Below are 15,386 nucleotides of genomic sequence, written 5' to 3'. Positions count from 1 at the left end.
TCACTTCCGAATTTTGTGCCTAAAAAGGAACAACACAAATGAAGATAGTGAAGCTCCGGCTATGACGGCAATAACAGCCAATTCAATATCGGCCTGTTGTCCGAGAACTATAAAGATTAGCGCGATCAGTAGCAGCTCAAGAAAATTGGTTATCAAAGCTAATATATAACGATTATATGCCAATAGGATTGTTCCACTGAAAACAACGTACGATTTCAAAGGCAATGTGGCCGTTAAGATCATCGCCGCCAATAATGCATCATCATATTCCGTCTCAATTGCAAAACGTAGCAGCGAAATTACTGCAATAATTATTGCTGCGATAAGTCCCGATCCCAACAATAAGCGCCTTTTTAGGATGTGTATCAATTCAGGCTGCCGTGATCCGTCAGCTGAAACGAGTTGAGGTAATCCGTTTTGGGTTATTATCGTCAAGGGTAGGGTCGCAAAAGTCATAAGCAATGTCGCTACACCGAAATTTCCAATATCATCGCTTGCGGCGCTGTATATGCCAAGCAAAACGATGGGAGCGGCATCTGCAGCCATTCTAAAAATTAGTGAAAAATTCACCAGCGTGGCGCGCCCTGCAGTCTTAAGCAATGGCAAGAATTGGAACCTTCTTGTCCATTGGATTTTTGGCCAATATTTCATAGAAGCCGCCAAAATTGAAACGGCCAATATCAACTCACCGACCACCCGACCAGATATCCAAGAGAAAAGGGTTTTCTGACCAGCTCCCACAAGATGAGCAGCAATCGCAAGTAGCGATCCGATGAACACCACTATGTAAATCCTTGGAACTATCATCAGGCCCTGACTGATGGCAGAGACGAGTCGTGTAATATTGATGCTTAAGATCAAAAATAGAGCAAAGGCGGCCAGTTCTTTCAAAGGCTGCACGAAGTCAAAGTCGAGAAGCAGCGTCGCAAGCAAAAGGATTGCAACAATCGCAATCCCTATTATCGGTAAAATGAGAAGATTGCGAATGGCCTCTCCCCGATGCTCGATATTGGCAGCTGCTGTGTCGCGCATCGCAAGAGTGGGTGCTCCAAAGCCCGCAACGATAACAAGTACAGAGACAACACTTTCAAACGTACGAATGGAACCAATTTCCGAAGGGTTCAAAATAAGTGTTGATAGACTTTGGCTGACCAATACCGTTCCTTGAACGGCGATCATCAAAACAAATAGAGGTAAGAAGCCACCCGACTCGAAACGGCTCTTCAGGTTGCGCAAAAAACTGGCCCCTAGCACAACCGGATCTCGGAGCGGCCTGTTGTCAGAACTCTATTTAAAAGCAATTTGATAGTCAGCCTTGGTCACGTTGTTAGGGGCATCCAATTCGTGCGGGAAACTCAAATCACCCTCTGAGCTGCCATTTGGATCGGAGAATGTAACTTCAATGACGAGGGGAGTATGACCGGGATTAACATCCGCAAAGTTATTGCAATGCACATGTGCGACCCCCAAGGGTAGCTTGTCTACAAAGCGCTTTATGGTGTCAATATGTAGGTCAACGTCGTGAAACTCGATTACCAGACCGGAGAGCCCGTCAGCGACAGCAATCAAATCATCTAAAATCCGATATTCCCAACCCTCAATATCGATTTTCAGGAAAGCCCGTTGATCTGCAACGACATGCTTGTCGAAAATCGACTTCAGGGAGACGAAGTTTGGCTTCTTGTCATACCCTACAAAATATTTGTGATGGCGTTTTGATCCTGAAAAAAACAAGTTGTAGGTGCTTAAGGCAAAAATAGAATGGAACAGCCTTTTCAGTTTGAAGAACTGTAGTAACGATTTGATCAACATTTTAAACAGGTCATACAGGCTTATACTGCCATCGAATGCCTCCAATGGAACATTGTTCACTTTCAAAAAAGCATCCTCAAATGACCAATCATCGCATATCCCAAGCGATATCAGGATGTCGGCATTTTCGACGTCCTGCTTAACGACCAAATACCCGCCGTCGCCATCGCTACCCAGTCTGACAAGATCAAATTTACCTACAGGTCGAAGAAATTGACCCAAAACAGCCTGGTTATTCATAGTTACTGGATACCTCTATCGTCGCGTGAGAAGTTTTTTGAATAGCGCAACCTCAAAAAAGCGCTGATTTCTTGTAAATATAGTGCAGCTGGTCAAATTAACTGGATCGGCATATTAGCGCGATTTTATAGCTGCAGCATTATTGATGACTTCCTCCAAGGCGTTTCGTCGCCTGTTATATGAATACCTATCTTTTATCCAGTTATGCCGCAAAACATCCTCTTTCACATCAGTCGGTGCTTCGATCACAGCCGCCATTCCGGCTGCGATAGCTTCAATATCATTTGGGTCAACGATTATACCATCTGGGCCTGCTACCTCGGGGACAGCACCCCTGTTGGAGGTGATGATGCGCGCGCCGCTCGCAACCGCTTCTGCTATCGCTAGCCCGAAGCCCTCATATAGCGAGGGCTGAATATAGGCAACACAATGTCTATAATGCCTAATCTTGTCTTCCTCGGACACCATACCCAAAAACTCGACTTTTCGTTCGACACCCAGTTCTCGAGCCAATGCTTTTAGGCTTTCAGTATATTCAGAGGTTTTGCCGGCGATCTTCAAGCATGCTTCAGGATAATCTTTGGCTACTTGGGCAAAGGCTCGAATGGTTTGAGGTAAACCTTTTCTAATTGCATTCTCGCGGGTCGAAAGTGCAACAGCAAAGAAATAATCGCCTTTAGCTGCATTTGATGATGGGGTATATTTTTCCATATCAATAGCAAGGGGCACTAACGAAGGTCTCCGAACCTTCAAATTGGAAGTGACTTCAGTATATTCATATTGCGATATAAAAAGATTGGCGTTTGCAGCGCGCAACATCCCGGCAAGGATCAGCTTTTGCCAAACCGGCCTATCCAAATAACAGGTGCCAGGCAATTCTTCTCTGCATGTCGCGTAATCGAATGCCCCAGTTACAACGACTGGCTTTTTCCTTAACCAAGCCCTCGGTAAAACATAAGGTGCATGCCCCCACCACCAACAATAATACAGGTCGGCTGTTTTATCGATCATTGCAGGAGAACCAGCCAATATAACTTCATGGCCCATTTCTCGGAGAAGCATGATATCTACACGATAAAATTCAATTTTATCGAACATCTCACGCCAATTTTCATGCTGGGAGAGATTAGCAAAAAAACATATCCGCACTAATTTTCAACTTACTATTTCTGTCAGTCCGAAGCCGCGTTATACATATTCCGAAAGATTTCAACTAAATCAAAATGATCTAAGTTAGGGGCGAGTGCGCGAAGCTTGGATGGGTCGCCGCAAAGATAAGTTATTTCGTTGTCTCGTACTAGCTGCTCATCCGTTTGAATGTCGATCATGTGCCCAGATATCTCAGCTACGATCTGAATGGTCTGCTCGATTGAGACGGCTTGTCCGGAACAAATATTATAGATCTCGCCATTTACTCCTTGGTCGAGCAACGCCTTATAAGCAGAAACGACAAAGCGCACATCTGATAGATCGCGGAAAACATCGGTACGTCCAAGTTTCAATGCAGTGTCGCGGCGCTTGAAGGCTTTTACAATTTTCTGGAAGACAAAATTTTCTGATTGACCGGGGCCGGTGTAGTTAAACGGTCGAGCGATGACGATAGGAAGCTTTGTAAACCAATGAAGGGCGGCTAGTTCGACGGTAACCTTACTCATCCCATAGTGGTTCATCGGCTGATAAGCTTGGGTTTCAGCAATATACTTACTATCGGCATTTCCGTAAACATTGGCGCTGCTAGCGATCACAACTTTCTTGAGGTTTATGTCCGACTTGCCCAACGCGGCGAGCAAATTTTCGGTACCCCTTAGGTTAATATGATAGAAGTCGAGCGGCTCTCCGACAACGTGAGATTTCGCAGCCAAATGAACTACATGTGTCGGTAAAGTTTCTGTTATGGTCTTTAGAAGGCGATCGTTATCCAAAAGATCAACCTGGCGATAGTTATGAAGTTCGCTGTTTTGTTCTTGACCAATGGGGATCACATCGTGGCCGAGTTGCCGCAGATATTGCGTCAAATGGAGCCCCGTGAAGCCAGATGCCCCAGTGATCAGAACACGCATCAGTTAATCTTCTCCGCGCCAACCCTTTTCATATCTGCTTCAACCATCAGAAGACAAAGCTTCTCAAGATCGGTTGTTGGTCGCCAATTCAGCAATTCATCAGCTTTAGATGCATCACCAATCAAAAGATCAACTTCACTTGGCCTGTAAAAATCGGGGTTTATCGAGACGCGTTTCACACCTGTTGAACGATCCAAAGCAAACTCATCAACGCCTGTTCCCTGCCAATCCAAATCAATATTCGCGGCAGCAAAGCTCATTGTAACAAAGTCCCGTACCGAAAGCGTACGGTTAGTAGCAAGGACAAAAGTATCTGCCACATCATGTTGAAGCATGGCATGCATCCCTTGCACATAATCGTCTGCATATCCCCAATCACGTTTGGCATCAATGTTGCCCAGCTCCAGGCGGTCTTGCTTGCCTAGTTTGATTCTTGCGACCCCGTCCGTAATTTTCCTTGTTACAAATTCTTTCCCACGAAGCGGGGACTCATGATTGAACAAGATTCCGCTGCATGCAAAAATATCATAGGCTTCACGGTAGTTCACGACCATACTATGTGCGTATAGCTTTGCTGCACCATAAGGACTTCTGGGATAGAATGCAGTTTTTTCGGTTTGAGGTACTTGTTGAACCAATCCAAACATTTCTGAGGTGGAGGCCTGGTAGAACCGTATCTTGTGATCGATCACTCTGATTGCTTCAAGTAGATTCACAGGGCCGATACCGGTTATCTGTGCGGTTGTAACTGGTTGGTCAAAAGATACGCCAACAAAACTTTGTGCCGCAAGGTTATAGATTTCGTCAGGTCGATATTTGTCAATCAGGCGAATGGCAGACCCGGAATCGGTGAGATCATATTCAACCAGTTCCATATTATCATGATGCGTGACGTTCAAATAATCCAGTCGCCAGAAATTGACCGAGCTTGTTCTTCTATATGTCCCGATCACTTTGTAACCATTACCAAGCAGGAATTTTGCCAGATATGCGCCGTCCTGGCCGGTGATGCCGGTTATGATCGCAACTTTCATTATATCATCCTTCTAAATCTGATTATAGGCTTTGTCAGACCGGGGTCTTGCCGCTCCAAAAACCTCTTACGTCAATGATTTGCTTGCCTGACAAGGATTCCAGGGGGATATCCTTAAAAGCACTATGGTCGACCAGTAACAAGACGATGTCTGCTTGAGCAATTGCCTGTTTTGCCGATGTCAATTTGGCAGCCTGATCAAGAGATTTGGGCAGCTTCTCAATATGAGGCTCTACCGCTAGCACTTCCAATGCATTGTTACGTGACAAAACTTCACATATATCAACGGCCGGGCTTTCCCTGAGATCGTCTATGTTCGGTTTGAACGCCAGACCTAGACAAGCAACCCGAACGGTTGTCATTGCATCACGAGATCGCAATAGCTCTGCAGCCGCATCAACTTTATCTACAACCCAATCTGGCTTGCCGTCGTTAACCAGCCTGGCCTGTTTTATTAATTTGGCTTCTTCCGGGGCGGAATGGATAATGAACCATGGATCAACGGCAATACAGTGTCCCCCTACACCTGGGCCCGGCTGCAATATATTAACTCTAGGGTGCAGATTCGCCAGCTCTATCAATTCCCAGACTTCAATACCCAGCTTGTCACAGATCAGTGACAGTTCATTGGCAAAAGCAATATTGACATCTCTGAAACTGTTCTCCGCCAACTTGCACATTTCTGCGGTGCGCGCATCCGTACAAACAAAGTTCCCCTCCACGAATATTTCATAAAGCTCTTTTGAAAGCTCTGAACATTGAGGTGTAAGGCCACCGATTACACGATCATTGGAAACAAGTTCCCTCAATATCTTTCCTGGTAATACTCGCTCCGGACAATGAGAAATCCGAATGTCTGAGTTACTCCCACAGATGTGCGGGAAGGTCATATCGGGTCGTTCGTCAGCTAACCATTCCGAGATTTTTTGCGTCGTGCCGACAGGAGATGTTGACTCGAGAACCACTAAGTTTCCGGGCTGCAACACTGGGGCAATTGCCTTAACGGCGGCCTCGATGTAGCTGATGTCGGGCTCATGATCATTTTTGAATGGCGTCGGAACTGCTATCAAAAAGGCGTCCGCCGGTTTCGCCGCGCTGATCGCCGTAAGATAGCCATCACTAACAGCAGCGTGGAGCATTTCATCCAATTCCGGTTCCACAATATGGCTTTGGCCATTATTTATGCTTTCAACTGCTTTTGGGTTAACGTCCAGACCCACAACATGGTGTTTTCGCGATGCAATAATAGTTGCAGTTGGCAGCCCAATATAGCCCAGGCCTACTACGCAAATTTTTTTAAATTTCATGATCGACTGCTCTGTGGCTTTCTTTATTGGCGCTTCGCGGACGAGTGCTCAACTAACCTTCGAACTATCCGGCCACAAGCATTACCGTCCCCGTATGGATTATGACTGCCACTCATTTTTGCGTAGGCGGTTTGATCTGTCAGCAATAGCCGAACGTTATCTACGATCTTTTGCACATCGGTTCCAACGAGTTTGACGGTGCCAGCATCCACTGCCTCCATTCTTTCAGTTGTGTCGCGCATGACCAGCACAGGCTTGCCTAACGACGGCGCCTCTTCCTGCACTCCGCCGGAATCGGTCACTATCAGGTCACAGCGATTCATGAGATAGACGAAGGGCAAATATCCCTGCGGCTCAACAAGGTGGATATTCGATATTCCAGACAAGAACCTTTCAACCGGCCGTTGGACTTCCGGGTTCAAGTGCACAGGATAAACAATATCAACATCTGGAAACTCTTCCGCTATCTCGACCAGAGCAGCACAAATACGTTCAAAGCCACCGCCAAAGCTTTCGCGCCTGTGACCCGTCACCAAGATCAAACGAGAATCTTCGCGCAAGGTGGTGAAATTGTCTTTCATGCTTGCGCGAAGTTCTTCATCCTTATCAAGCTTGGAAACAACAAGTTTTAACGCATCAATGACTGTGTTGCCGGTGACTTCGATCGAAGAAGCAGGTGCGCCTTCTCTCAACAGATTTTTGGCCGCAGTTTCTGTTGGAGCGAAATGTATGTTTGCAAGTCGGCCGGTGATTTGACGGTTCGCTTCTTCAGGCCACGGAGATTGCAGATTATATGTTCGCAATCCCGCCTCGACATGGCCAATTTGGATGCCAGCGTAGAAGGCAGCAAGAGCTGTAGCGGTTGATGTCGTAGTGTCTCCATGCACCAGAACAAAATCCGGTTGAAATTCTGTGATGACCTCTTCCATTTTTTCCAAGACCGTCGTTGTAATGTGGGTCAGTCCTTGTCCTGCCCTCATTATCTTCAGATCTATGTCGGGTACTATTTCAAAAAGGTCATTAACCTGCTTGAGCATTTCAGCATGCTGTCCCGTTACACATACCATGCTTTCCAATTCCGGGGCTTTCGCTATTGCTTTCACCACAGGTGCCATTTTTATGGCTTCAGGTCGTGTGCCAAATACACTTAGTACGCGCATAAACTGTTCATGATTTTGTCAAACCTGTAACGGGAAAAGAGCGAATTGATCGGTAAAGCTCTGAGTATGAAAGACGCCTAAATAGCATATAAGATTCAACATTCAATAGCTCAGCAGAGCTCCATTCCACTTTATTGAATTTTCCGATAGAAGGGGACCCCTGAACCAACCTTTCTGGATGGAAAAGTGAAAAAATAACTGTATCTAGAGTAATAACAGCCAGTATTATAGGAATACGGGCTTCCAACGAGTAATCCAAAGGATCTGATATCATTACCAAATTAGCTGGTGTCTGGCCGTTCTTTTCAGGGCGAGAGATTGAGTCCGTTAGCCGTGTTATTGAGACTGGCAAAGTCAATTACTGGACTGGGCAGGAAGGGCGGAGGTTTGAGACTGAGTTTGCAAAATTATGCGGGGTCAACCAAGCTGTGGCTTTGGCAAACGGGACGCTCGCCCTTGATCTAGCTCTCAAGGCACTGGGGATTGGGCCTGGCGATGAGGTTATTGTTACCCCGAGAACTTTCATTGCCTCTGTTTCATCTGTCGTAAATGCAGGAGCGGCCCCAGTTTTTGCGGACGTCAATCGTGATAGCGGGAATATTGATCCGACGACCATTGAAGCAGTTATCAGTAAAAAGACCAAAGCCATGATTCCCGTGCATTTGGCGGGTTGGCCTTGCGACATGGCTGGAATAACAGCTCTAGCCAAGGCTCACAGGCTTTATGTTATTGAGGATTGCGCTCAGGCCCATGGGGCCAAAATAGGCGATAAAATGGTTGGTTCCATGGGTGATATAGGAGCTTGGTCCTTTTGCCAGGATAAGATCATGTCGACAGGCGGGGAAGGCGGCATGGTCACAACCAATAGTGAGAATCTGTGGTCAAAAATGTGGTCCTACAAAGACCACGGCAAAAGTTGGGATGCTGTATATAATCGAGAGCATCAACCCGGCTTTCGTTGGCTTCACGAGAGCTTTGGTACAAATTGGCGGATGCTTGAAGTACAAGCTGCCATTGGCAGGATACAAATTGAGCGTCTAGAGGATTGGACCAAAAGGCGGAATCTAATAGCACGCGCGATTTCTCAAAAACTCGAACATTTTTCAGATGCGGTCAGAGTTCCGAAACCAGATCATAACGCTACGCATGCCTATTACCGTCTCTACGCCTACGTTAAACCCCAAGGTCTAAAAAGCGGCTGGCATCGCGATAGGATTGTAGCCGAGATAAATGAAATTGGTTTTCCTGCATTCCAAGGCAGTTGTTCCGAAGTATATATGGAGAAAGCGTTCGACGATACCGGCTTCCGTCCATCAAGACGGCTTCCAGTGGCCAGAGAGTTGGGCGAAACCAGTTTAATGTTTCTAACTCATCCGACTATTACGGACAAGGATCTAGATGCCTATTGCAATGCGATAGAACAGGTAATGGAGAGAGCTTCGGCTTAGGCCCGATATGACTTTCTGCGGGCCTTTATATCTTCCATCGTAGATATCATAGTTTAGGAAAAACCTCGACTGTTAGTTCCCCCGCAACCGAATTGGTGAATTGGCCATAAGGCGGATTGTAAAATACGACTGATACAGTTTCGCTTTCTGTTACCCAGCCATGCAACTGAACCGCGTTGATCGGCTTGTTGAAAGAAACGCTGACCGCATCACCGGTCTTCGAACCGGGAACAACCAACTTGTGGAGAGAGCTGTCACCGATTTCCATTTTTTCCATATTGTATTTCGTTCTTATGGTTATCGGAGAATCCCGCACTATTAGATTCTTAACACCTGCGCCGGTGTAGTTAGTGAATCTGAGTCGAGCGTCGTGATTTTCGAGATTGTCTTCGACAACAATTCCTCTGATGTTATTATTTGTGCAATCAAAGGTAGGACCCGAACTGGTGGTATTGACGTCCCCCATTAAGTTGCGACGAAAGGACCAATTTTCAGCGAACTCTCTCAGTTCAACTTTCAGCCCGATATTATTTACAAATTCAAAAGCTGTATTGACCAACGACGAATTGGAATTGCCACCGTCCTGAACAACGACCCTGGAAGAAGCCTCAAAATAGTTTGAATCGAACTTGTGTCCTTTGTTCCAGATAAAGGAATAGACATCACAACCGCCGTAATTTCCCTGTATTGCGTTACCCCGAAACGAGCATAGCGAAGATTGATATAGTGCGATGCCGATACCGTTTCGCTCAATAACGTTGTCCACCACGGTAATGGTTGTGACGGCTTGCGTAAGCTCGATGGCGATGTTGTTGTAACGAAAATGGTTGCTTCTTATCGTTGCTCCGTAACCCAACCTGGTTTTGACCCCCACCCCAAAGCGAGCAATCTCGCAATTACTGATGGTTGAAGCTGCATCAAACTCCCAGTAAATGCCGGTCTGGCTTGAGTCGCTTCCTGCAAAGACGTTTGCCTCCGTTTTAAACCGAAAGTAGCTCAAGGGAATAGATGGGATCACTTCGTCGGGTACGCGCCCCGTACCAATGTATGAAAGATTGTGCATAATCAGTGACTGTGTGTAGCCGCCTGAAACGGGCGCGTTCGCGCCGCCTATTAATCCGACACCTGGGCCAGTATACTGCAATACAGTCTTATCTTTACCTTCGCCGGTAATGATCACCACTGGTACCTTGGTAGTATCTTTTTGAAAAAGGGCGCCAAAATCAACGGTCTTGGCGAAGCGATATGTGGCTCGCACAAAAGGTACAGGACAAACAAGATGCAAAGGTCGATTGGTCTTTAGCGCTGCGATTATTGCTGGCGTATTGTCCTCAACATTTATTCCGCCACCAAAATCTTCAAGCGAGACCGGCGCTTCCCTCAGCTTTAAATCTGAGCTTCGTGCCCGCGCGCCAGTCCCAGACTGTGTAAATGGAGTTGCTCTATCGCTTTGCCGCGCGGAGGCAGAACTTCGCTTCGGAAGTTCCTCAGCATCTTTATTCCGGGTGATTTGTTCGTTTTGTCGTGCGTTTGTCTTTTGGACCAATGCCATCGACGATATCGCAGTGATTATCGCTTTCAGAACGCCTCGCCGGTGTTTTCGATTGCTTTTCATACCTGGCAATAGCGCTAATTTTCTTTCAACAAGCGCGCCGGATTCCCTGCAACAACAGAGTCCGCCGGCACATCTTTGGTAACGACCGCCCCCATCCCAACGACCGCCCTAGGACCAATGATCAGGGGCTTTTCAGGCGTACCCTGCTTCAGGACGGCACCGGCACCAATATATGCCTGGTCGCCAATGTGGACGTTTCCGTTGCATTTCACTCCGGGGGCAAATGTAACATAATCTCCGATGATACAGTCATGCTCGACATAGCTATAAAGATTGCAGTGAAAATGCCGCCCTATTCGTATGTTGCTAGTCAGTGTTGTATAGGGCGAGAAGATGGCGCCCTCTTTGACTTCACAATCGACCATTCTAACGTGCTCGCGTGCGACTACCGAATGAAAACGCAGACCGTCCTTTGCACATCGTTCGGCTAACCTTCTTCTAACCTGCCCATCTGCGATGGCTATTGTCACAAATTTGCTGATTGACGGCCGATTGAGAAAGTCGTGATAAGTAAGGACTGGGAAATCGTTCACTGTTTCTAAGGCACACCCATCGTCGATAAAAAGCCTTTCACCATCAAATTCCTGTGTGCTTGAGCCCAACAAGGGCATAACACCCCGACCACATCCAGAAGCGCCGTAAATGCCATAGGATGTTGATACCATTAGCTTTTGGAGCCTTTAAATATAGGCATAGTTGCGTCATCGGCAGCATTTATGCCTTTGCGTGCAATCGTCTTCCCAAACGTAAAAAACAATATCTTAACATCCAACCAAAATGACTGATTGTCCACATACCAGACATCATATTTAAATTTTTGTTCCCAACTGATCGCATTACGACCATTAATCTGTGCCCACCCGGTAATGCCCGGCTTTACTTCATGACGGCGAAGCTGTTCTTGATTGTACAAAGGCATATATTGCATAAGCAATGGCCTTGGGCCGACCATACTCATGTCCCCATTCAAAACGTTCCAGAGCCCAGGAAGTTCATCCAAGCTCGTATTGCGCAAAAAAATTCCAAATTTTGTGAGTCTTTTGGAATCAGGCAATGGGTCTCCCTTTTTATCAACAGCATTACGCATGGTTCGAAATTTCACCATCATGAATGGAGAGCCTTTAATACCCGGGCGCTTTTGGGTGAATAGAACCGGTTTTCCCATCACCATCAATATAAGTATTGCAATAATCAAAATAAGTGGTGCTAAAAGCAGCATAAGAAATATGCTTACACATATATCAAAAATTCGCTTCATAACGCTTGCCGTTTATTCACTGACAAATGATATATTAGTAATTGTTGCATCAAAACCGTCAGAGCCTTCGTTTGCGCGTCCGGAAATATCCAGCCAGTAATAGGAACAATTGCTTCGAATACCTTCCACCATCCTAACATTTTTTCCTGCACGTAATGGGATTTTTACCGGCTTGAATCTGGGTGTGATGGCTTGGGCACATTTTAACTCCGCGATCAATATACCTATACCATCTGGCGCAGAATTAAGAGTGGCACTAAAAATAAAATCTCCTGCGGGAAGCTTTATAAGCTGGCGCGCGAAGATACCGCCTGCGCTGCCAATGGCACTGACGTTCATGGTGCCGTTTGTGCTATCTATATCTGAGCCGAAATCACCGTTGGACACAACCTGCCAATCCAACGGTGGATAAGTCGAAGCTTGTTCGAAGTTACCGCCGCGAACAAATGATCTCCCAGTGGCTTTCCGTCCCGTCAACCTATGATATAGCTGCAGCGCCTCATCAAATAACCCGGCTGCAACTAGATTTTGAATTAATGCATTGTCCGCATAGACATTTGCCGGGATTTTGTCCTCGTCAATTAGTTCCAAGCGCAGAGTCGCAGCGTTGCTTAAAGACGGTTTCTCATAGATAATTATTTCCCAGAATCGCCTTGCCCAAGGAGGATTTTTGGCGAGTAGTTTTGCCAGGGGATCGATAAAACGATCATCCGCTAACACTTTGGCAACTACCGGCAGAAAAGTCGATGAAGCGATACCGCTCGTCCGCATGGAGATATCATAATACTTAAGCACACCATCCAGATCATCGCGCTTTCCATTGTCAAAGATCATCCAAGCGCTTGTCAGACTGTCTCGCCTTGAAAGCTCGACGCTCTGCTCCATCAAACGTCGCCTGCTTTGCTCCTGAGCGCCCAGCGCCATAACTGTTACTGCGCTAGAGGCATTTGGTTCATGAGCGAAAGCGCGCTCGGCAATTTCTGTTGTCGAGGCATTGATTGAATCGGGAAAGCTGTTCTTATTGTTTATAATCGCTTCTCGAACGCTTCTTCCCGCAGAAGATTGCAATGCGAAGCCATTTATCGGCCAAACGGATGTAGCAAGTTCTGGTGCCTTTTTCTTGGTAATACCGCCTAGAGATATCATTATGGAGACGAAGGCCAGCACGATCGCGATTGTCCAAATACCCAGCAAAGCCGAGACTTTGCGTGAATCGGGAGCGTGCCGAGATGGGTCTCGCTTTGGCATTTATGCTTCCACTTTGGCTCCATAGCTATATTGATAGTCATAGCCATATCCATAACCTGACTGCTGCGTCGAAACTTTTGTCACGATTGCTCCAAAAATATGTGCCTTCGAAGATCGTACACGTTGTAGCCCAGACTCAATACCCTTCATTTTCACACCATTCGCTTCGACAGTGTAAATAACACCTTCAACCGAATTGCTGAGCAAGGGTATGTCTGCAAGCCCCAACACCGGAGGAGCATCCACGATGATATGGTCAAATTCTTTCCCGAGTAGCACCACCAAGTCCGACATACGCTCACTGCTCAAAAGTTCCGCTGCATTGGGGGGTATCGGACCAGCCGTCATGGCGTGGAAATTCTCTATCGCTGTATTCTGGATCATATTTTTCATGTCATTCGAACCAGACAGGTAGTTGCTGAGCCCGGCTACATTTTCGATACCTAACATACGATGCAGTGATGGATTTCGCATATCGCCATCTACAAGCAACACTCTTTTACCTGCACTTGCTAAAACAGAAGAAAGAGCGAAAGCGGACGTACTTTTTCCTTCGTTTGGACGGGTACTTGTCATCAGAAAGGACCGGGGAACGCCATGATCAGTCAAAAAGGACAAACTGGTTCTTATCGAAAGATAGGCTTCCCAGGCTTGAGATTTCTTGTCTTGCAGGGATGTAATGATATCTTCTTTGTTCAAGTCTGGTATCGACCCAAGAACCGCAATGCCCAGTTTGTTTTTCAATTCCGAGGGATCCTTGATAGATTGGTCGACTTGCTCCGATACGAAAACATATCCCAGGGCAACCAGTAGGCCGGCCAGAATGCCAAACAGCAGATTCAGAATCACATTCGGGCTTGACGGCCTCTCGGGCGCGCGCGCGCGATCAACTACCGAAATGTTGTTGCTACCTACTCCAGCAACGCCAATTTCTTTATATCTCTGCAACAATCCGTCGTACAGCTGACGATTGGTATCCACTTCACGCTGATAAATATTATACTGGATGGAAGTCCGCCGCTCACCGCTAAATTCTGCTTTCAAAAGTTCTACTTTTCGCTGTAGGTCTTGTTCACTTTTCAACGCTTCGCGATAGCGGGCAATCGTGCCTGACCGAGATCGTGCATCTTCGCGGGCAATACTGGCGTCAAGGTCGGCAATTTGTGATGCCAATGCTTTCGCTGCTGGGTATTCAGGTTCAAACTGAACTAGTAACTTGGCATATTCTGCAGCCGCTAAAGCTCGCTGCTCTCGAATTCCATGAAGAGCAAGATTTGCCAAAGAGTTTTTGTCAGTTCCGTTGGACTGAACTTCACTCGCCGCGGCTATTCTTTCAGCAGTCGCCTTAGCCAGCGAAGTGTTCAATGCTTCCAAATTCGCGGATGCCAATGTCTGATTGCTTATTGTTCTGCCAGCACTGTCCTGCTTGGAAGAAAGAGTCACGATTTCATTGTTGTCGGCATATAGAACCAGTTTTCGTTCTGATTCTTCAAGACTTTGGCGAAGTTGAGCCAGTCGCTCCAAAAGAAACTCTCTTGCATCGGAAGTTGAATCATATCGCCGATCAAGATTGGACTCAATAAATTCACTGACCCATGTATTGGCAATTTCACTAGAAAATTGCGGGTCAGGGCTATTGAAGCTGACATCAATCAGGCTGGAGCCACGGATGGGAGAGATGGAAACGTTTTCTAGCAGGATTTGGGCAGCAAGATTTTGCCTCTTGTTTCTCTCGGCGGCACTCATTCTATTTGTATTCGAGGCAATTAAACCGCTGTTGTCCGCATCAACACCAAATAAATCGAAAAATGATTCTTGCGAGGCCAGATTTTTCTGTCTTACCACCCGCTCTGCCAGCGAATGAGCTTCGAGAAGAGAATATTGGGTCTGGTAGAATTCTAAATTCTGACCAACATCATCATTTTTTACGCCTTCGACGTTTGTTACCTTGTCTTGCGTTCGGTTGATTTCAATCCGGGACGTTGCTGTGTAGTGAGGCGTCATAAGCAGCGTTGTGATTACGGATAAAATAACTGCCGTAATAATGATTACTATAATAGCGATTTTGTGGCGGAGTATGGCCTGCCAGTATTGTAACAGAACCGGGTTTTCTTGAGCAGCGCCCTCGTACAACCGTTTTTTATCCCGATCTTGCTCATTATTTTCTTCAAAAATGGTCATTCAAAAAGTACTACCTAAATTTAA

Annotated in this window: 13 protein-coding genes; 1 reads left to right on the top strand and 12 read right to left on the bottom strand. The window is 46.4% G+C overall.

Annotated features, from left to right (window positions below; translation table 11 throughout):
• The 7 genes from AC6I9Z_RS01370 to wecB all read right to left on the bottom strand — a co-directional run bounded on the left by AC6I9Z_RS01370 (position 1) and on the right by wecB (position 7,612).
• The gene (locus AC6I9Z_RS01370) at positions 1-1,236 is read right to left on the bottom strand and encodes a lipopolysaccharide biosynthesis protein (RefSeq protein WP_461457709.1); all 1,236 of its coding nucleotides are present in this window, start codon (positions 1,234-1,236) and stop codon (positions 1-3) included.
• Positions 1,237-1,287: 51 nt separating this feature from the next.
• Complete coding sequence (locus AC6I9Z_RS01365; RefSeq protein WP_461457711.1) at positions 1,288-2,052, bottom strand: FkbM family methyltransferase; 765 nt, start codon at positions 2,050-2,052, stop codon at positions 1,288-1,290.
• A 114-nt stretch (positions 2,053-2,166) separates the two neighbouring features.
• On the bottom strand, positions 2,167-3,150 hold the full coding sequence (locus AC6I9Z_RS01360) for a glycosyltransferase (RefSeq protein WP_461457713.1): 984 nt from the start codon (positions 3,148-3,150) through the stop codon (positions 2,167-2,169).
• Positions 3,151-3,224: 74 nt separating this feature from the next.
• Complete coding sequence (locus AC6I9Z_RS01355) at positions 3,225-4,112, bottom strand: GDP-mannose 4,6-dehydratase (protein WP_461457714.1); 888 nt, start codon at positions 4,110-4,112, stop codon at positions 3,225-3,227.
• Positions 4,112-5,146, bottom strand: a complete 1,035-nt coding sequence (gene gmd / locus AC6I9Z_RS01350; RefSeq protein WP_461457716.1) for a GDP-mannose 4,6-dehydratase — start codon at positions 5,144-5,146, stop codon at positions 4,112-4,114. Before gmd ends, AC6I9Z_RS01355 begins: the two co-directional genes overlap by 1 nt.
• 34 nt (positions 5,147-5,180) lie before the next feature.
• On the bottom strand, positions 5,181-6,452 hold the full coding sequence (gene wecC, locus AC6I9Z_RS01345) for a UDP-N-acetyl-D-mannosamine dehydrogenase (RefSeq protein ID WP_461457718.1): 1,272 nt from the start codon (positions 6,450-6,452) through the stop codon (positions 5,181-5,183).
• A 23-nt stretch (positions 6,453-6,475) separates the two neighbouring features.
• Positions 6,476-7,612: a non-hydrolyzing UDP-N-acetylglucosamine 2-epimerase gene (wecB, locus tag AC6I9Z_RS01340; protein ID WP_461457720.1), complete on the bottom strand. Its 1,137-nt coding sequence runs from the start codon at positions 7,610-7,612 to the stop codon at positions 6,476-6,478.
• Positions 7,613-7,881: 269 nt separating this feature from the next.
• Between wecB and AC6I9Z_RS01335 the strand changes: the two genes are divergently transcribed.
• Positions 7,882-9,060, top strand: coding sequence for a DegT/DnrJ/EryC1/StrS family aminotransferase (locus AC6I9Z_RS01335; RefSeq protein ID WP_497811341.1), 1,179 nt, complete (start codon positions 7,882-7,884; stop codon positions 9,058-9,060).
• A 46-nt stretch (positions 9,061-9,106) separates the two neighbouring features.
• Here the strand turns inward: AC6I9Z_RS01335 and AC6I9Z_RS01330 are convergent, their stop codons facing one another.
• The 5 genes from AC6I9Z_RS01330 to AC6I9Z_RS01310 all read right to left on the bottom strand — a co-directional run bounded on the left by AC6I9Z_RS01330 (position 9,107) and on the right by AC6I9Z_RS01310 (position 15,362).
• Positions 9,107-10,612, bottom strand: a complete 1,506-nt coding sequence (locus tag AC6I9Z_RS01330; RefSeq protein WP_461457722.1) for a right-handed parallel beta-helix repeat-containing protein — start codon at positions 10,610-10,612, stop codon at positions 9,107-9,109.
• A 77-nt stretch (positions 10,613-10,689) separates the two neighbouring features.
• Entirely contained in the window at positions 10,690-11,340 is a 651-nt protein-coding gene (locus AC6I9Z_RS01325; protein WP_461457724.1) for an acetyltransferase, read from the bottom strand.
• A complete protein-coding gene (locus tag AC6I9Z_RS01320; RefSeq protein WP_461457726.1) occupies positions 11,340-11,933 on the bottom strand; it encodes a sugar transferase in 594 nt (197 codons plus the stop codon). Before AC6I9Z_RS01320 ends, AC6I9Z_RS01325 begins: the two co-directional genes overlap by 1 nt.
• 12 nt (positions 11,934-11,945) lie before the next feature.
• Positions 11,946-13,181: a hypothetical protein gene (locus AC6I9Z_RS01315; RefSeq protein ID WP_461457728.1), complete on the bottom strand. Its 1,236-nt coding sequence runs from the start codon at positions 13,179-13,181 to the stop codon at positions 11,946-11,948.
• Positions 13,182-15,362, bottom strand: coding sequence for a GumC family protein (locus AC6I9Z_RS01310; protein ID WP_461457730.1), 2,181 nt, complete (start codon positions 15,360-15,362; stop codon positions 13,182-13,184).
• Between the last annotated feature and the right edge of the window lie 24 nt (positions 15,363-15,386).

It is taken from the genome of Parasphingorhabdus sp., from assembly GCF_059726685.1.
This window is presented reverse-complemented; position numbering and strand designations above follow the sequence as displayed.